General features: G+C 70.5%; 16 protein-coding genes. 12 read left to right on the top strand and 4 right to left on the bottom strand.

Annotation, left to right across the window (positions count from 1 at the left end; all coding sequences use genetic code 11):
- Positions 1-66: 66 nt before the first annotated feature.
- The 6 genes from argS (at position 67) to rho (ending at position 8,727) form a co-directional block, all read left to right on the top strand.
- The gene (argS, locus tag ADL03_RS18360; protein WP_053734705.1) at positions 67-1,695 is read left to right on the top strand and encodes an arginine--tRNA ligase; all 1,629 of its coding nucleotides are present in this window, start codon (positions 67-69) and stop codon (positions 1,693-1,695) included.
- Positions 1,695-3,113, top strand: a complete 1,419-nt coding sequence (gene lysA, locus ADL03_RS18355; RefSeq protein ID WP_053734704.1) for a diaminopimelate decarboxylase — start codon at positions 1,695-1,697, stop codon at positions 3,111-3,113. Before argS ends, lysA begins: the two co-directional genes overlap by 1 nt.
- A 3-nt stretch (positions 3,114-3,116) precedes the next feature.
- Entirely contained in the window at positions 3,117-4,439 is a 1,323-nt protein-coding gene (locus ADL03_RS18350; protein WP_053734703.1) for a homoserine dehydrogenase, read from the top strand.
- Positions 4,439-5,491: a threonine synthase gene (gene thrC, locus ADL03_RS18345; protein WP_053734702.1), complete on the top strand. Its 1,053-nt coding sequence runs from the start codon at positions 4,439-4,441 to the stop codon at positions 5,489-5,491. Before ADL03_RS18350 ends, thrC begins: the two co-directional genes overlap by 1 nt.
- On the top strand, positions 5,488-6,333 hold the full coding sequence (thrB, locus tag ADL03_RS18340) for a homoserine kinase (RefSeq protein ID WP_053734701.1): 846 nt from the start codon (positions 5,488-5,490) through the stop codon (positions 6,331-6,333). The genes thrC and thrB overlap by 4 nt, the downstream gene beginning before the upstream one ends.
- 321 nt (positions 6,334-6,654) lie before the next feature.
- Positions 6,655-8,727, top strand: coding sequence for a transcription termination factor Rho (gene rho / locus ADL03_RS18335; RefSeq protein WP_082373249.1), 2,073 nt, complete (start codon positions 6,655-6,657; stop codon positions 8,725-8,727).
- A gap of 96 nt (positions 8,728-8,823) precedes the next feature.
- Here the strand turns inward: rho and ADL03_RS18330 are convergent, their stop codons facing one another.
- Positions 8,824-9,210, bottom strand: a complete 387-nt coding sequence (locus tag ADL03_RS18330) for a hypothetical protein (RefSeq protein WP_053734699.1) — start codon at positions 9,208-9,210, stop codon at positions 8,824-8,826.
- 256 nt (positions 9,211-9,466) lie between these two features.
- Between ADL03_RS18330 and rpmE the strand changes: the two genes are divergently transcribed.
- The 5 genes from rpmE (at position 9,467) to prmC (ending at position 14,346) form a co-directional block, all read left to right on the top strand.
- A complete protein-coding gene (gene rpmE / locus ADL03_RS18325; protein WP_053734698.1) occupies positions 9,467-9,679 on the top strand; it encodes a 50S ribosomal protein L31 in 213 nt (70 codons plus the stop codon).
- Positions 9,680-9,769: 90 nt separating this feature from the next.
- Complete coding sequence (prfA, locus tag ADL03_RS18320) at positions 9,770-10,834, top strand: peptide chain release factor 1 (protein WP_053734697.1); 1,065 nt, start codon at positions 9,770-9,772, stop codon at positions 10,832-10,834.
- A gap of 22 nt (positions 10,835-10,856) precedes the next feature.
- The gene (locus ADL03_RS18315; RefSeq protein ID WP_082373248.1) at positions 10,857-12,065 is read left to right on the top strand and encodes an acyl-CoA thioester hydrolase/BAAT C-terminal domain-containing protein; all 1,209 of its coding nucleotides are present in this window, start codon (positions 10,857-10,859) and stop codon (positions 12,063-12,065) included.
- A gap of 10 nt (positions 12,066-12,075) precedes the next feature.
- Positions 12,076-13,461, top strand: coding sequence for a dihydrolipoyl dehydrogenase (gene lpdA, locus ADL03_RS18310; protein ID WP_053734695.1), 1,386 nt, complete (start codon positions 12,076-12,078; stop codon positions 13,459-13,461).
- 12 nt (positions 13,462-13,473) lie between these two features.
- Positions 13,474-14,346, top strand: a complete 873-nt coding sequence (gene prmC / locus ADL03_RS18305) for a peptide chain release factor N(5)-glutamine methyltransferase (RefSeq protein WP_053734694.1) — start codon at positions 13,474-13,476, stop codon at positions 14,344-14,346.
- A 22-nt stretch (positions 14,347-14,368) separates the two neighbouring features.
- Here prmC and ADL03_RS18300 read toward each other — a convergent pair whose 3' ends face one another.
- Positions 14,369-14,692 carry a hypothetical protein gene (locus ADL03_RS18300; RefSeq protein ID WP_053734693.1) on the bottom strand — a complete coding sequence of 108 codons (324 nt, stop codon included), beginning with the start codon at positions 14,690-14,692 and terminating at the stop codon, positions 14,369-14,371.
- Complete coding sequence (locus ADL03_RS18295; protein WP_157528896.1) at positions 14,689-16,401, bottom strand: hypothetical protein; 1,713 nt, start codon at positions 16,399-16,401, stop codon at positions 14,689-14,691. The genes ADL03_RS18300 and ADL03_RS18295 overlap by 4 nt, the downstream gene beginning before the upstream one ends.
- A 175-nt stretch (positions 16,402-16,576) precedes the next feature.
- On the opposite strand from ADL03_RS18295, the gene ADL03_RS18290 reads away from it, so the two are divergent.
- Complete coding sequence (locus ADL03_RS18290) at positions 16,577-17,533, top strand: TIR domain-containing protein (protein ID WP_053734691.1); 957 nt, start codon at positions 16,577-16,579, stop codon at positions 17,531-17,533.
- A gap of 107 nt (positions 17,534-17,640) precedes the next feature.
- Here ADL03_RS18290 and ADL03_RS18285 read toward each other — a convergent pair whose 3' ends face one another.
- Positions 17,641-18,198 carry a hypothetical protein gene (locus ADL03_RS18285; protein WP_157528894.1) on the bottom strand — a complete coding sequence of 186 codons (558 nt, stop codon included), beginning with the start codon at positions 18,196-18,198 and terminating at the stop codon, positions 17,641-17,643.
- Between the last annotated feature and the right edge of the window lie 8 nt (positions 18,199-18,206).

The raw sequence follows: 18,206 nt of genomic DNA, 5'->3' as shown, positions 1-18,206 counted from the left end.
TCTCACCCTCCGAGACCCGGTATCCCGGTCGAGACCTGCGACAACGCTTCTCTAGACTCATCGTCCGTGACCCCTGACGCGCTCGCCGATCTGGTTCGGACAACGGTTGCCCGGCTGCTCTCCGACCGGGGCCTGGACACCGCCGCCGCACCGGAGCAGGTGGCCGTCGAGCGACCCAGGAACCCCGAGCACGGCGACTACGCCACGAACGTCGCGCTGCAGCTCGCCAAGAAGGTCGGTGTCGCCCCGCGCGACCTCGCCACGTGGCTCGCCGAGGCCCTGCGGACCCAGGCGGCCATCGCGAAGGCCGACGTGGCGGGACCGGGCTTCCTCAACCTCACCATCGCCACCGAGGCGCAGGGCGCGATCGTCGAGGACGCGCTGCGCGAGGGCTACGGCACCGGCGACGAGCTCAAGGGCAAGAAGATCAACCTGGAGTTCGTCTCCGCGAACCCGACCGGCCCCATCCACCTGGGTGGCGCGCGCTGGGCGGCCGTCGGCGACGCGCTCGGCCGGATCCTGCAGGCCCGCGGCGGCGAGGTCACCCGCGAGTACTACTTCAACGACGCGGGTGCGCAGATCGACCGGTTCGTCCGGTCTCTGATCGCCGCCGCGAAGGGCGAGCCCGCGCCGGAGGACGGCTACGCGGGCACGTACGTGAGCGACATCGCCGCCGAGGTGTTGCGCCGCGAGCCGGGCGCGCTGACCGACCCCGAGACGGTCCGCAGGGTCGGTGTCGGGCTGATGTTCGACGAGATCAAGCGCAGTCTGCACGACTTCGGCACCGACTTCGACGTGTTCTTCCACGAGGACTCGCTGCACCGCGGCGGCCGGGTGGACGAGGCGGTCGCCAAGCTCAAGGCCAACGGCACGTTGTACGAGAAGGACGGCGCCTGGTGGCTGCGGTCCACCGACTTCGGTGACGACAAGGACCGCGTCGTCATCAAGAGCGACGGCAACCCGGCCTACATCGCCGGCGACATCGCCTACCTCGTGGACAAGCGCGGCCGTGGCTTCGACCTGTGCATCTACATGCTCGGCGCGGACCACCACGGCTACATCGCGCGCCTCAAGGCCGCCGCGGCCGCCCTCGGCGACGACCCGGACAGCGTCGAGGTGCTGATCGGCCAGCTCGTGAACCTCGTCAGCGGCGGCCAGCCGGTGCGGATGAGCAAGCGCGCCGGCACCGTCATCACGATGGAGGACCTGGTCGACGCGGTCGGGGTGGACGCCGCCCGCTACGCCATGGTCCGGTCGAGCGTCGACTCCGGCCTGGACATCGACCTCGACCTGCTGCGCAAGCACAGCAACGACAACCCGGTCTACTACGTGCAGTACGCCCACGCGCGCACGTCGTCGATCCTGCGCAACGCCGCCGACCTCGGCATCACCCCCGGTGCGGACTTCGCGCTGCTCACCCACGAGCGCGAGGGCGACCTCATCCGCACCATCGGCGAGTTCCCGCGAGTGGTGGCCACCGCCGCCGAGCTGCGCGAACCGCACCGCGTCGCCCGCTACCTCGAAGAGCTCGCGGGTACCTACCACCGCTTCCAGCAGGACTGCCGCGTGCTGCCACGCGGCGATGAGGAGACGACTCCGTTGCACCAGGTCAGGCTTCAGCTCGTCAACGCGACCAGGCGCGTGTTCGCCGCGGGCCTGCGCCTGCTCGGCGTGACCGCCCCGGAGCGCATGTGATGCGCGCGCACCCGGCCGGACCCCGGCACGCCGACGTCGTGGTTCCCGGCACCACCGCCGGCGACCGCCCCTCCACCGCCGACCAGCTCGACCACCTGCACCCGAAGGTGTGGCCGCGCAACGCCTCCCGCACCGCCGACGGTGTCGTGGAGCTGGCGGGCGTGGACGTGCGCGGGCTCGCCGAGCAGTACGGCACCCCGTTGTTCGTCATGGACGAGCAGGACTTCCGCGCGCGCTGCCGTGAGCACGCCCAGGCGTTCGGCGACCCGACGCTGGTGCACTACGCCTCCAAGGCGTTCCTGAGCGTCCAGGTCGCGCGGTGGGTGGCCGAGGAGGGCCTCTCCATCGACGTCTGCAGCGGCGGTGAGCTGGCGATCGCGCTCAGGGCGGACTTCCCGGCCGAGCGGATCGCGTTGCACGGCAACAACAAGAGCGCCGCCGAGCTGATCGCGGCCGTGGAGGCGGGTGTCGGCGGGATCGTCGTCGACTCCTACCACGAGATCGCGCGGCTCGACCAGATCGCGCGCGACCGTGGTGTGGTGCAGCCGGTGCTGATCCGCGTGACGGTCGGCGTCGAGGCGCACACCCACGAGTTCATCGCGACCGCGCACGAGGACCAGAAGTTCGGCTTCTCGCTGTCCTCCGGTGACGCGGCCGAGGCCGTGCGCCGCGTGCTGAAGGCGAGCGGCCTGCGGCTCGTCGGCCTGCACAGCCACATCGGCTCGCAGATCTTCGACGCGTCCGGCTTCGAGGTCGCCGCCCGCCGCGTGATCGGCCTGCTGGCGGACATCCGCGAGGAGCACGGCGAGATCGACTCGCTGACCACCGTCGACCTCGGCGGCGGTCTCGGCATCGCCTACACCCCGGACGACGACCCGCCCCCGCCCGCGGAGCTCGCGCGGCAGCTGCACAACATCGTGCAGAAGGAGTGCGAGCACAACGGCCTGGAGATGCCGCGCATCGCGGTCGAGCCCGGCCGCGCGATCGTCGGCCCCGGCACGGTCACCGTGTACGAGGTCGGCACGATCAAGGACGTCGAGCTCGACGGTGGCGCGCGCCGCCGGTACGTCAGCGTCGACGGCGGCATGAGCGACAACATCCGCACGGCGCTCTACGACGCGGTCTACGACTGCAGGCTGGTGTCCCGTGCCGCGGAGCCCGATTCGCGGGCGGTGCTGTGCCGCGTCGTGGGCAAACACTGCGAGTCCGGTGACATCGTGGTGCGCGACTGCTGGCTGCCCGACGACCTCGCGCCGGGCGACCTGGTGGCGGTGGCTGCGACGGGGGCCTACTGCTACTCGATGGCGAGCGGGTACAACCGACTTCCGAGGCCCGCGCTCGCCGCGGTGACCGACGGGGAGGCGCGGCTGCTGCTGCGCCGCGAGACCGAGGACGACCTGTTCCGTCTGGAGGTATGAACGGTGCTCGCCAAGGAATCAGCCGGAGGCAAGCCCACACCCATCCGGGTGGCGCTGCTCGGGTGCGGCACGGTGGGCACGGAGGTGGTCCGGCTGCTGACGGACCAGGCCGGTGACCTCGCGGCCCGCATCGGTGCGCCGATCGAGCTCGCCGGGATCGCGGTGCGCAGGCCGAACAAGCACCGCGAGGTGCCGGAGCACCTGCTCACGACGGACGCGTCCGCGCTGGTGAAGTCCGACGACGTGGACGTGGTCGTCGAGGTCATCGGGGGCATCGACCCCACGCGCGGGCTGCTGCTGGAGGCGCTGCACAACGGCAAGTCCGTCGTGACGGCGAACAAGGCGCTGCTGGCCGAGCACGGTTCCGACCTGTTCGAGGCGGCGGACGGCTCCGGTGCCGACCTCTACTTCGAGGCGGCCGTCGCCGGTGCGATCCCGTTGCTGCGCCCGCTGCGGGAGTCCCTCGCCGGCGACCGGATCACGCGCGTGATGGGCATCGTCAACGGCACCACGAACTTCATCCTGTCCGCGATGGATGCCACCGGCGCCGGCTACGCCGAGACGCTGGAGGAGGCCTCGCGGCTGGGGTACGCCGAGGCCGACCCGACCGCCGACGTGGACGGCTTCGACGCCGCGTCGAAGGCCGCGATCCTCGCGTCGCTCGCGTTCCACACGCGGGTGACGGCCGCGGACGTGTACCGCGAGGGCATCCGCCAGGTCAGTGCCGCCGACATCGCGGCGGCGAAGGGCCTGGGCCGCACGGTGAAGCTGCTCGCGATCTGCGAACGGGTCGTGAGCCCGTCCGGTCAGGAGTCAGTCGCCGTTCGAGTGCACCCGGCCATGATCCCCAGGACGCATCCGCTGGCGAGTGTGAACGGTGCGTTCAACGCGGTGTTCGTCGAGGCCGACGCGGCGGGGGAGATGATGTTCTACGGGCAGGGCGCCGGTGGCGCCCCGACGGCGAGCGCGGTGCTGGGCGACCTGGTCGCCGTGGCGCGCAACAAGGTCGCGAGCGGGCGTGGTCCGCGCGAGTCGGCCTACGCGGCGCTGCCCGCGCAGCCGATGGGCAACACGCCCACCCGCTACCACATCAGCCTCGACGTGGCGGACAAGGCCGGTGTCCTGTCGCAGGTCGCCGCCGTCTTCGCCGAGCACGACGTGAGCATCGCCGCGGTGCGCCAGGAGGGTCGCACCGAGGACGCCAGCCTGGTGATCGTCACGCACGCGGCGACCGACGCCGCGCTGCGGTCCACTGTGGACAAAGTCGGTGGCCTCCCCGTGGTGCGGGACGTCGTCAGCGTCATGAGGGTGGAGGGCGAAGAGTGATGAGCGCTGTCAGAGCAGGCTGGCCCGGACTCATCAACGCCTACCGGGACCGCATCGAGATCCCGGAGGGCGCGGAGGTCGTCACGCTGCACGAGGGCGGCACGCCGCTGGTGCACGCCCAGCGGCTGTCCGCGACGACCGGGTCGGACGTGTGGGTCAAGGTCGAGGGCGCGAACCCGACCGGCTCGTTCAAGGACCGCGGCATGACCGTGGCCATGACCTACGCGCTCGCCTCCGGACTGAAGGCGGTCATCTGCGCCTCGACCGGCAACACGTCGGCCTCCGCGGCCGCCTACGCGGCCAAGGCCGGTCTGACGGCGGCGGTGCTGGTGCCCAGCGGCAAGATCGCGATGGGCAAGCTCGCGCAGGCCGTGATGCACGGCGCGAAGATCCTGCAGATCGACGGCAACTTCGACGACTGCCTGGAGCTCGCGTCGAAGACCGCGGCCGAGTACCCGGTCACCCTGGTCAACTCGGTCAACCCGGTGCGGCTGGTCGGGCAGCAGACCGCCGCGTGGGAGGTCTGCGACGTGCTCGGCCGGGCGCCGGACGTGCACTGCCTGCCGGTCGGCAACGCGGGCAACATCACCGCGTACTGGAAGGGCTACACGTCCTACGACCGGGGCCTGCCCCGCATGTTCGGGTTCCAGGCCGCCGGTGCCGCGCCGCTCGTGTCCGGTCAGCCGGTGCCGAACCCGGAGACCATCGCGACCGCCATCCGGATCGGCAGCCCCGCCTCGTGGACCGGTGCGGTCAACGCCCGTGACGAGTCCGGCGGCCTGATCGACGCGGTCACCGACGAGCAGATCCTCGAGGCCTACCGGCTGCTGGCGTCGTCGGAGGGCATCTTCGTGGAGCCCGCGTCCGCGGCGTCCATCGCGGGTCTGCTGCAGACCGCGCGGGACGGCCGGCTGCCCCAGGGCTCGACGGTTGTGTGCACCGTCACCGGACACGGTCTGAAGGACCCCGACACCGCGCTGCTCGGCACCACCGAGGTCGAGCCGGTGCCGGTCGACCCCGGCGCCGTGGCACACGCGCTGGAGCTCGCGTGAGGTTCGTCGTCACCGTCCCCGCGTCGACCGCGAACCTCGGTTCGGGGTTCGACGCGCTGGGCATGGCACTCGGGTTGTACGACGAGGTCGAGGTCGCCGTCGCCGAGGGCCTCTCGGTCACGGTCGAGGGCGCCGGATCGGGTGAGGTCCCGCTCGACGAGTCACACCTCGTCGTGCGGGCCGTCCGTGCCGCCGGCTACTCCGGTGGGCTCGCTCTGAAGTGCCACAACGTGATTCCGCACGCACGCGGGCTCGGCTCTTCGGCCGCCGCGATCGTGGCGGGTGTCGCAGCCGGGTTCACCCTCACGGGTCGCGAGTTGGACACGGACGCGTTGCAAATCGCCGCCGAGTTCGAGGGCCACGCGGACAACGCCGCCGCCGCCCTCTACGGCGGTGTGGTCGTCGCGTGGTCGGAGGGGGAGCGGTACCGGGCGGTCCGGATGGCCGCTGACGCACGGGTGCGCCCGGTCGTGCTGGTCCCGTCGCAGGAGTCGTCCACCAAGACCACCCGCGGCCTGCTTCCGGCCGAGGTGCCGCACGCCGACGCCGCGCACGCCGCCGGGCGGGCCGCCCTGGCGGTGCACGCCCTGACCTCGGACCCGTCGGTTCTCCTTGCCGCTACTGAGGATCGCCTCCACCAGAACTACCGCGAGCCCGCGTGGCCCGACACCGTTCGAGTGATCAACGATCTCCGCAAGCTCGGGGTTCCCGCCTGCGTGTCCGGAGCGGGACCCACCGTGATCGCGTTCGGGGACGTTCCGGACGAGGTGGACGTGCACGGCTTCGACGTGCGGAGACTCGACGTCGACGCCGCCGGCGTACGTGTTCGTCCATTGGACTGACACGCCCGACCCCGGTTGTTGCATGCAGGAGAACCGGCGTCTACCCTCGGGGGCGATCAGTCACCGAGCGCACGGGCGCCGGTGTCGCGCCCGGACATTCGTTCCGGGTCGCAATCCTTTTGTGTTCCGGCTCTGTGCCGTGCGGGCGGGGCGGACGCAAAAGAGGCACCCGATCGCCGTGTGACCTGACAAAAGTCCCGTGCTTGCCGGAAGCGGTGTGTGCTTCCGTCTGCATCGGACTGACCGTCGTTCCCCAGTTGAAGCGGGAAGACGGGTCCGCTGGGCCGCGTAGGAGGCGGGGCCTGGTCAGGAAGGACATGTGTGAGCAACACCGATTTGCTGAGCAGCGATGTCGCAGCTGCTTCTGGTTCTGGAGCCGAGGAGACCGCTCTGTCCACCCCTTCGAACGGCACGACGCCGCGCCGCCGCGCGGGTCTGTCCGGCATGGTCCTCGCTGAGCTGCGTGAGCTCGCCGGGCAGCTGGGCATCACCGGAACCGCTGGCCTGCGCAAGGGAGACCTGATCGCGGCCATCAAGGAGAAGCAGGGCTCCGGCGCCCCCGCGAAGGCCGAGAAGCCGGCGCGGGCCCCCAAGCAGGCCGCTGAGAAGCCGGCTCCCGTCGCGGAGCAGCCGGTGGTCGAGAAGCCCGCGGAAAAGCCTGTTCAGCAGCAGCTCGACGTGGCCGAGAAGCCCGCCGCCGCCGACGCTGGGGCCGAGGACGGGGGCCGCAACTCCGAGGAGGGCGGTCGCCGTGGCAACCGCCGCCGCCGGTCCGGCCGCGGTGGTGGCAACGCCGAGGCGGGCGAGGGCCAGCAGCAGCCGCAGGAGCGCGTCGAGCGTTCCGAGCGGGCTGACCGGCCCGAGCGTGCTGACCGTGGCGAGCGCTCCGAGCGTTCCGACCGCGGCGAGCGGACCGACCGTGGTGAGCGTGCTGACCGTTCCGAGCGGGCTGACCGTGGTGAGCGGGCTGACCGCGGCGAACGTCCCGAGCGTGCGGAGCGCAGCGAGCGTTCCGACCGTGGCGAGCGTTCCGAGCGCGGTGACCGCCAGGAGCGCGGCGAGCGCCGTGAGCGTTCCGACCGGGGCGACCGCGGTGACCGCGGCGACCGGGGTCGTGACCGCGATCGCCAGGGCAACCAGCAGCCCGACGACGAGGACGGCGGCCGTCGTGGCCGGTTCCGCGACCGTCGCCGCCGCGGTGGCCGTGGCGAGGGCGGCGAGCGTCCCGACCGCGAGACCGAGGTGCGCGACGACGACGTCCTGCTCCCCGTCGCGGGCATCCTGGACGTGCTGGAGAACTACGCGTTCGTCCGCACGTCGGGCTACCTGGCCGGCTCGAACGACGTCTACGTGTCGCTGTCGCTGGTGCGCAAGTACGGTCTGCGCCGCGGTGACGCGATCACCGGCGCCGTCCGCCAGCCGCGTGACGGTGAGCAGCAGCGCCAGAAGTTCAACCCGCTGGTCCGCGTCGACAAGATCAACGGCCTGGACCCGGACGAGGCGCGCAACCGCCCGGACTTCACCAAGCTGACGCCGCTCTACCCGAACGAGCGTCTGCGCCTGGAGACCGAGCCGCACATCCTCACCACCCGCGTCATCGACCTGGTGATGCCGATCGGCAAGGGCCAGCGCGCGCTGGTCGTGTCGCCGCCCAAGGCCGGTAAGACCTCGGTGCTGCAGTCGATCGCGAACGCCATCACCACGAACAACCCCGAGTGCCACCTCATGGTCGTTCTGGTCGACGAGCGCCCTGAAGAGGTCACCGACATGCAGCGCTCGGTGAAGGGCGAGGTCATCGCCTCGACCTTCGACCGCCCGCCGTCGGACCACACCACCATCTCCGAGCTCGCCATCGAGCGTGCGAAGCGACTGGTGGAGATGGGCCACGACGTGGTCGTGCTGCTGGACTCGATCACCCGTCTGGGCCGTGCGTACAACCTGGCGGCCCCGGCCTCCGGTCGCATCCTGTCCGGTGGTGTCGACTCCACGGCGCTCTACCCGCCGAAGCGCTTCCTCGGCGCGGCGCGCAACATCGAGGGCGGCGGCTCGCTGACCGTCATCGCGACCGCGCTGGTCGAGACCGGCTCCGCCGGCGACTCGGTGATCTTCGAGGAGTTCAAGGGCACCGGCAACGCCGAGCTCAAGCTCGACCGCAAGATCGCCGACAAGCGCACGTTCCCGGCCGTCGACGTCGACTCGTCGGGTACGCGCAAGGAAGAGCTGCTGCTCTCGCCGGACGAGATGGCGGTCACGCACAAGCTGCGCCGCGTCCTGCACGCGCTGGACGGCCAGCAGGCCATCGACCTGCTGCTCGACCGGCTCCGCAAGTCGCGCACCAACATCGAGTTCCTGATGCAGGTGGCGAAGACGACGCCGGGCGCCGAGCAGGACTGATCGCCCGCAGGTTTCACGTGAAAATGCCCCCGGTGCAGGTCACCGGGGGCATTTTCAGCTTGTTCACTCGAATGCCGAACGACCGGACGTCGTGGTTCAGCGGCAGTTGGAGGCGGACCGGCTCTCGTCCTGCTGCACCAGGCACTGGAACACCAGTCCCAGCAGCACCGGCACTCCCAGCACGGCCGTGACCAGCGCGGGTACCTCCAGTGCGCCGACGAGCACGCCGAACGCCAGCACCGCGGCGAGGTACGGCCAGCGCACCCAGTGCCGGTGCCAGGCCTTCGGCCACCGCACGCCCGCCGACACGGCGGCCGCCACCGCCACTCCCGCCCCGGACACGACGGGCGACAGCGGCACGGTCGCGTACGACGCCGTGACCAGCCCTGCCGACCCCATGAGGCCGAGCACGGCGGCGGAGAACAGGAACGGCACGGCCAGCCAGAGGCGCCAGCTCATCTGCCGATCGGCGGTGCAGAACACGGCTATCAGTCTGATGGAACGCGACCAACAACATGGAGTCGCATCCGGCCGAGCGGCGGCACCTTGCGCCGAACGGCGTACTGGCGGGGGTGAGCGGTTGTGACTTCAGCCACCACGGACACCGCCCCAGGCCTGCGGGAACAACCACGTTCACGCCTGTGTTGAACGGTCTGGCAAACTAAGTGGTCGAGTCCGGCTCCGGTTCACCCGTCATCGAAACAGGGACCCGGCGGCCATCCTTGAAAGGGACAAGATCTTGAAGACTGGCATCCACCCCGAGTACACCGTCACCGAGGTGACCTGCAGCTGCGGTAACAGCTTCACGACGCGCAGCACCACCGCCGCGTCCGAGGTTCGCGTCGAGATGTGCTCCAACTGCCACCCGTTCTACACGGGCAAGCAGCGCATCCTGGACACCGGCGGTCGCGTGGCGCGCTTCGAGCAGCGTTACGGCAAGCGCAACAAGTAGCTGCTTTCACGGCGCCTGACCTCGGCCTGCGGGCCGGGGCAGGCGCCGTCGCCGTTTCCGGACCACCCTAGGCAACAGGAGCCTGACAACGTGTCGCAGTCGCTGGACAGCCTGCTCGCCGAGTACGACGAGCTGGAGAAGAAGCTCGCCGACCCCTCCGTGCACGCTGACCAGGCGGGGGCGCGCAAGCTCGGCAAGCGCTACGCCCAGCTCGGCCCGATCGTGAAGACGGCCCGTGAGATCGAGCAGGCCCGCAGCGACCTGGGGGCCGCCAAGGAGCTCGCGAGCGAGGACCAGTCGTTCGCCGACGAGGCCAAGCAGATCGAGGAGCAGCTCCCCAGGCTGGAGGAGAAGCTGACCGAGCTGCTGCTGCCGCGCGACCCGCACGACGCCGACGACGTGCTGCTGGAGATCAAGTCCGGCGAGGGCGGCGAGGAGAGCGCCCTGTTCGCGGGCGACCTGCTACGCATGTACACGCGGTACGCCGAGCGCCAGGGCTGGAAGGTCGAGATGCTCGACGGCACCGACTCCGACCTGGGCGGGTTCAAGGACGTCACGGTGGCCATCAAGGCCAAGACCACCACCCCGGACGGCGTCTGGAGCCGGCTGAAGTGGGAGGGCGGCGTGCACCGCGTGCAGCGCGTGCCCGTCACCGAGAGCCAGGGCCGCATCCACACGTCCGCGGCCGGCGTCCTGGTCTTCCCGGAGACCGAGGAGACCGCCGAGGTCGAGATCGACGAGAAGGACCTGCGCATCGACGTCTACCGGTCGAGCGGCAAGGGCGGCCAGTCGGTCAACACCACCGACTCCGCGGTCCGCATCACGCACCTGCCGACCGGCATCGTCGTCTCCTGCCAGAACGAGCGCAGCCAGCTGCAGAACAAGGCCCGCGCGATGCAGGTCCTGCAGTCCCGCCTCGCCGCGCTGCACGAGGAGCAGAAGGCGCAGGAGCAGAGCGACGCCCGCCGCACCCAGATCCGGACGGTCGACCGCAGCGAGCGGGTGCGGACCTACAACTTCCCCGAATCGCGCATCTCCGATCACCGGGTTGGGTACAAAGCGCATAACCTGGACCAGGTGCTCGACGGAGACCTGGACGCGGTGGTGGACGCTCTGGCTGCCGCTGACCGGGCGGAACGGCTCGCAGGCCGGTAATCCGACGTGAGAGGGGCGCGTTGTGGCTGAGATCCTGGTGAATCCGCAGATAGCGCCCCTCGACCAACCGGTGGACGTCGTCGTGACCGGACTACCGCCCGGCGCCGAGGTCACCGTGCAACTGTCCACAGGCGACCGCGCGTCCCACGGCGTGTTCCAGGCCGACGAACGCGGTGTCGTGGACCTCACCCGGCACGCGCCGCTGGAAGGCACCTACGGCGGTGTCGACCGGATGGGCCTGTTCTGGTCGCTGGAACGCACCGGCGGCAAGCCGGGCCCGCTGTGCCTGTCCGCCGAGGGCGCCGGTGAGGTGGAGCTCAAGCGGCTCACCGTCCCCGAGGGCGTCGAACGCGTCGAGGTCCGCGAGAACGGCCTCGTGGGCACGCTGTTCGCCCCGGAGGCCGACGCGGGGGAGCTCCCCGGCGTGATCGTGCTGGGCGGTTCCGAGGGCGGCCTGCACGAGACCGACGCCGCGCTCCTGGCCGCGCACGGGTTCGTGACGTTCGCGCTCGGCTACTTCGGCGCGGAGGGCCTGCCGGAGCACCTCGTCGACATCCCGCTGGAGTACTTCGGCGAGGCGATCGGCCACCTGTCCGAACGGGCCGGTGCCATCGGTGTGGTCGGCGGCTCCCGCGGCGGCGAGCTGGCGTTGCTGCTCGGCGCCACGTTCCCGCAGGTCAAAGCGGTCGTCAGCGTCGTCGGCAGCGGCGTGGTGACCCAGGCCATCGGTCCGGGCGCGAACCTGCTGCAGAAGCTCTCGTACGAGGCGGCGTCGTGGACGTACAAGGGCGAGCCGCTGCCGTACCTGCCCTACGACGTCAGTGACGAGCTGCGGGCGAGGATCGTCAACGACGAACCGGTGCCGTTGCGGCTCGCCTTCGACACGTCCGACGGTGTGCCGGAGGACACGGAGATCCCCGTCGAGAACATCGCCGGCGGTGTGTTGCTCATCTCGTCCGGGCACGACGACGGGTGGCCGTCGGCCGAGCTGAGCGAGGTCGCCCTGCGCCGGCTGAAGGACCACGATCACCCGTTCCCGTACGAGCACGTCGTGTATCCCGAGGCAGGACACCTGATCGCGGGCCCGCCGCACCGCCCGGCCACCGACGTGACCTATCCGGGGCCCGGTGTCACCTTCTCGGGTGGTGGTGTTCCGCGGGCCACCGCGCACGCGCGCGCGGACGCCTGGAAAAGGACCGTCGAGTTCTTGCAGGAGCAGCTCGGGACCTAGGGTGTGACTCATGAGCGCACACTTTGATGTCGTCGTCGTGGGTGCGGGTCCCGGCGGGTACGTGGCCGCGATCCGGGCGGCTCAGCTCGGGCTGAAGACCGCCGTCGTGGAGGAGAAGTACTGGGGCGGCGTCTGCCTGAACGTCGGCTGCATCCCGTCGAAGGCTCTCCTGCGCAACGCTGAGCTCGCGCACATCTTCACGCACGAGCAGAAGACGTTCGGCATCAAGGTCGACGGCACCGTCAGCTTCGACTACAGCGCGGCGTGGCAGCGCAGCCGCAAGGTCGCCGACGGGCGCGTCAAGGGCGTGCACTTCCTCATGAAGAAGAACGGCATCACCGAGTACAACGGGTGGGCCAACTTCACCGACGACCACACGCTGACCGTCGGGGACGAGACGATCACCTTCGGCCACGCGATCATCGCCGTGGGCGCCACGACCCGGATGCTGCCGAACACGCAGAAGTCCGACCGCGTCGTGACCTACGAAGAGCAGATCATGACCGAGGACCTGCCCGAGTCGATCATCATCGCCGGTGCGGGCGCGATCGGCGTCGAGTTCGCCTACGTCATGCACAACTACGGCGTGAAGGTGACCATCGTCGAGTTCCTCGACCGGATGGTGCCGCTGGAGGACGCCGAGGTGTCCGCCGAGCTGCTCAAGCGCTACAAGAAGATGGGCGTCGACGTCCGCGTCGGCACCCGCGTCGAGTCGATCGACGAGTCCGGCCCCAAGGTGCGGGTCACCGTGTCGAAGAACGGCGCGGAAGAGGTCCTGGAAGCCGACAAGGTCATGCAGGCCATCGGGTTCGTGCCGCGGGTCGAGGGCTACGGCCTGGAGAACACCGGCGTGAAGCTCACCGAGCGCGGTGCAATCGACATCGACGGCCGCGGCCGCACGTCCGTGCCGCACATCTTCGCCATCGGTGACGTGACCGCGAAGCTGATGCTCGCGCACACCGCCGAGTCGATGGGCATCATCGCCGCCGAGACCATCGCGGGTGCCGAGACGATGGAGCTCGACTACGTGATGATCCCGCGCGCGACGTTCTGCCAGCCGCAGATCGCGTCGTTCGGCTACACCGAGGCGCAGGCCCGGGAGAAGGGCTTCGACGTCCAGGTCTCGAAGTTCCCGTTCACCGCCAACGGCAAGGCGCACGGCCTGGCCGACCCCGGCGGCTTCGTGAAGCTGATCAGCGACGGCAAGCACGGCGAGCTGCTCGGTGGCCACATCATCGGCCCCGAGGCGACCGAGCTGCTGCCCGAGCTCACGCTGGCGCAGCAGTGGGACCTCACCGTCCACGAGGTCGCGCGCAACGTGCACGCGCACCCGACGCTGTCCGAGGCCGTCAAGGAAGCCGTGCACGGCCTCGCCGGTCACATGATCAACTTCTGAGGTCGCTCGTCGATGTCGAACCGGCAGCCGCTCCGCCCCGTCGTCGCCGAGGCGGCGAAGATCCTCGCCGAAGCGGGCGTGGACAGCCCGCGCGTGGACGCGGAGCTCCTGGTCGCGCACGTGCTCGGTGTGGAGCGCGGGCGGCTGCCGCTCATCCCGCTGGTCGACCCGCCCGTGGTCGACCGGCTGCACGAGCTGGTCGGGCAGCGCGCGGCGCGGATCCCGTTGCAGCACATCCTCGGCTGGGCGCCGATGGGGACGATCACGGTCGAGGTCGGGCCCGGCGTGTTCGTGCCGCGGCCGGAGACCGAGCTGCTGATGGAGTGGGCTCTCAAGGCCGTGGCCGGGGTGCCGGCACCGGTCGTCGTGGACCTTTGCACGGGCACGGGCGCGCTGGCGTTGTCGATCGCGGCGGCCCGGCCGGACGCGGTGGTGCACGCGGTGGAGCTGGACCCGCAGGCGCTGTCGTGGACCCGGCGCAACGCCGACGCGCGCGTGGCGGCGGGGGACACGCCGATCCGGCTGCACCACGGTGACGCCACGGACCCGTCGCTGCTGTCCGATCTGGACGGTGGCGTCGACCTGGTCGTGTGCAACCCGCCCTACGTGCCGGAGGGAACGCCGGTGCAGCCCGAGGTCGGCGTGCACGACCCGCACCACGCGGTGTTCTCCGGCGCGGACGGCCTGGACGTGATCCGGCACGTCGTGTCGGCGGCCGCGCGCTGGCTGCGGCCGGGCGGGTCCGTCGGGATCGAGCACGACGACACGCAGGGCGAGTCGGTGCCGGCGCTGCTGGCGGCGCGGCGGGTGCTGACCGCCGTCGCCGACCACGCCGACCTGGCCGGACGGCCGCGGTTCGCGACCGCCCGCAGGGTCTCCGGTTAGCGGTTCTGCAGGCCCCCCGGGGTCAGTACAGCGCGTCGAACGCCTTCGCGAGGTCTTCCATCTGCTCGCCCAGGCCGCGGCCGGCCAGCTTGTCCATCAGGTGCGCGGTGACGTCCCTGCTGGGCTTGTGTTTGCGCGCCTCGGCCCGCAGGTCGTCGACGGCCTCGACGGTCGACGCGGCAGCCTGGGTCTCGCCGAGCTCCTCGCGCAGCGCGTCGAGCAGCCGCAGCACCGCGGCGACGTCCCTGGCGTGTCCGATGTGGACGTCCCCGGCCCTGGCGTGCCCGCTGGTGCCGATGTTGCTGCCCAGCACGGGCCCGGTGATCTCGACGTGGTTGTCCCTCATGCCTTTTCCCTGCCCGCCGTGACGTTGCCCGCTCGTGCCCGGCCGGCCGAGGCGATGTTGCTGGAGATGACCGGGCCGGTGATGTGCACGTTGTTGTTCGTCACCTGCATGGCCTGTTCCATGAACTCGGTGACCGAGATGCCCTTGCTCTCCAGGAACTCGCCCAGCGTGCGCAGCAGCCGCGACTCCAGGACCTTGATGTAGCGCTCGATGTCGGTGAGCTGGAAGTAGTTGTCCACCTGCCGTTCGCTGGCGAGCTCGCGCAGGCTGGTCTTGGCGCCGTACCGCGCCGCGACGTGGGTGCCGTCGGCCTGGTGGATCGGGGTCAGCCAGCCCACCGCCGTGGCGAACCGGCGGTGCAGCGTCGCGGGGAACCTGACCAGGTCGGCGAGTGCCTCCAGCAGCGGCCGCAGCGACTGCTCGGGCAGCACGTCGATCTGGCGGTGCCGCGCCTCGATCGGGTGCAGGATGCAGGGCGTCCACTCGACGTAGAGCATCTCCTCGTCCAGCCCGAACGTGAGGTAGGCCGACACCACGACGTCGCGGTCCCACGTCTCCACCTGGAACGAGCGGAAGTACCGCATCCACTCCATCGGCCGGGCGATCAAACCGTCCACAACGGACTGGTCGACGGTGCGTTGGGGCGCGCTGTCCTTGTTCGGCAACACGATCCGCGCCTCGGGGTCGTCGATGTGGTCGACCAGCTCGACCGCGGAGATCACCACGCGGTCACCGGTGGTGAGGTCCTTGAGGCGGTGGCCGGGCGACAGCGACGGCGAGCGGCCGGTCTTGAGCAGCTCCGCGGTGATGTGGTCGTAGAGCTCCGGCAGCGCGAAACCCGGCCGTGGCCGGTCCCCGTGTTCCTCGGTCGGCTTGAGCGGCAACGCCATCGACCACGGTTCGAACATGGTGCCGGAGCCCACGAACGGCCGGTAGCCGTCGTAGACGACCACCTGCGCCCGGTCGGCCGGCACGGGCGCGTCGTCCTCGACCGGGAAGTGCGCCAGCGCCCTCTCGAAGCCGGAGTGCCCGAGCGTGCGGACCTTCCACTCGTTGGCCCACAACGGCTGCTGCGGCCCGCTGGCGCGGAAGCCCTTGCGCCGGAAGCTCTTCGTGACCAGCAGCCACACCAGCACCCGGTCGGCCAGCAGCACGGCGAAGATCAGCAGGATGCCGATGACCGTGAACGCCACCTCGGCACCGCTCGGCCCGCACACGTCGTACCGGCGGCAGTACGCCGCGCTGGGCTGGTTCGCCTCCTCGATCACCTTGTAGAGCACGAGGAACGCGGCGACCGCGGCCGCGGCAGCCCCCAGCGCGAGCGGCCCGCGCGGCTGCGGAGGGACCTCCTTCTTCTCCTGCTTCGCCGCCTTGGCCCGTGCCCCCAGTGCCCCGGTCATCCCGACCGCCACGACCACGGCGGTGACCACCCACAGCCCGAGCAGGTCACCGCCCGCCGCCACCAGCACCAGGATCGCCAGCACCACCAGCACCAGGTCGCGCACCTTGCGCCGCGCGCGTGCCGCCACCGCCTCCCGCAACACCGCACCCGTGTTGACGCCGGGCGAGCGCGGAATGGACCGCGTGCTCTCCACGAGGTACTCGCGAATGGCCGAGTCCGCGAACTCCTGGTCACGATGCGCGGCCCCGCAGAGAAAACGAGTCGTGTCGTCACGCAGCCGCGGAGGTGTTTCGTCCCGGTCTGCCACCGGAGCTGACATTGTCCTGTCCACTTTCTGTCATTGATTCGTGTGCTGCCGTTTCTGCTGGTCACAAGCTTGATGAACACGTATTCACCGCTTTGCTGGCACAATAGCCCGGCCGGGTCGTCATCGTGCTGGAGGTGGCAGAATTGCGAATTGTCAATGCGCCGAACGAGGGCAGATGACATCGTCGACCGACGCCCCGCCGATCCGCTGTTTCCTGAGCTACGCCCGCCAGGACGACGTGGTGATGGACTTCGTCGCCCCGTTCGCGGCGTCGTTGCGCCACTACGCCTACGCCGACCGCGGCCGTTCCCTGGAGATCTTCCTCGACCGCGACGCCATCGGCTGGGGCGACCTCGTGCAGCCCGTCCTGCGCTCGGCGATCCGCAGTGCCACGGTCCTCCTGCCCGTCCTGACCCGCCGCTACTTCGACCGCCCCTACTGCCGCAAAGAGCTGTTCCTGTTCTACAACCAGGCTTTCGTCGCCGGCGTCCGCGGCCTGCTGCTGCCCGTGGTCCTGCTCGGCGACTCGTTCCTCACCGAGGACAACCCCGACCTGGCCGTGCAGATCGTCGTGCAACGCCAGTTCCACTCGGTCCGGCAAGCCTGGCTGGAAGGCCCTTCCTCACCCCAGTGGCGTCGCACGATGCTGTCGCTGGCCGGCGCCCTCGTGGACGCCGTGGAGGAAGCCGAGCTCGCCCTGTCCGTTCCCCCTGCCCTGACGGACACCGACGTCTCCGCCGAACTGGACCGCTTCACCACCGACGTGCAGACGATGATCGGCACGACCAGGTCCGTGGTGTCGGAGTTCCAGTCCCTGGTCGGCGGCGACCCGGCCCTGCTCACCCCCGGCGCCCACCGCCTGCGCGAGGCAGCCTGGACCTTCGAACGCCGCGCCGTCGAGGTGGACCGCCTGCTGCGCGCCACCGGCTCGTCGTGCGCCCCCGCCGTCACCGCCGAACTCCTGTCCCTGCTCCCCGGCGTCCGGGCCCTGCTGACCAGCACCCGCCGAGCCGAAGCCGCCGACGCACCCGTCCGCCGCACGATGGCCGTGTTCCGCGAGGGCCTCACCGCGTTGCGCAGCGGCCTGTGCGTCGTGAAGTCGTGGGCGGAGTTGCCAAATCCTGGTCAATAAGTCGACGTTCGGTCGCGTTGGGGCCGAATGGCCGTATGTTGCCCGGTGGGGAGGGCACGCGGTCACGCGCTGGAGGAACCACCGCCTCGCGCGTGACCGTGTGTTGTCTAGAGGAAGTCGCCGACCCTGACGTTCTTCGGCCTCCGCCGCGGCAGTCGCACGACGAGCACGACGTACGTGGCACCCAGCACGGCTGCCGCAGGCACCAGCAGGTTCCGCCACCACGTCACCTTGCTCGGCGCGAGCACACGAACGACCCCCGTCCGGTCGATCACCAGACCGACGCGGTCACCCGGTTTCCCGAGCTGGTCGGCGTTGTCGGGGAAGTGGCTCGCGATGCGCTGAGATCCGCACATCAGGTCGTTGCTGTACGACGTGGGTGACCTGCGGCTGGTGTGCGTGTTCACCGAGACGACCTCGCAGCTCACCTGGTCGCCGAACGCCGTGAGCCACAACGAGTCACCGCCGGTGAAACCCAGCGCGGCGAGCGCGAACACGACCAGCGGCGGCGCCACGATGCCGGACGAGGCCGGTCGGAGCTTCAGCAGGGCGTAGCCGGCCAGAGCGGCGCAGGCGACAACGACGAGCAAGGCGACGAACGGTGCCGGACCGCTGGTGTTGATCACAAAGCCCGCGACCACGGCGCCGAGCAGCGCGAGACTCATGATCGTCA

Source organism: Nocardia sp. NRRL S-836, from assembly GCF_001279525.1.
Classification (GTDB): domain Bacteria; phylum Actinomycetota; class Actinomycetes; order Mycobacteriales; family Pseudonocardiaceae; genus Lentzea.
This window is presented reverse-complemented; position numbering and strand designations above follow the sequence as displayed.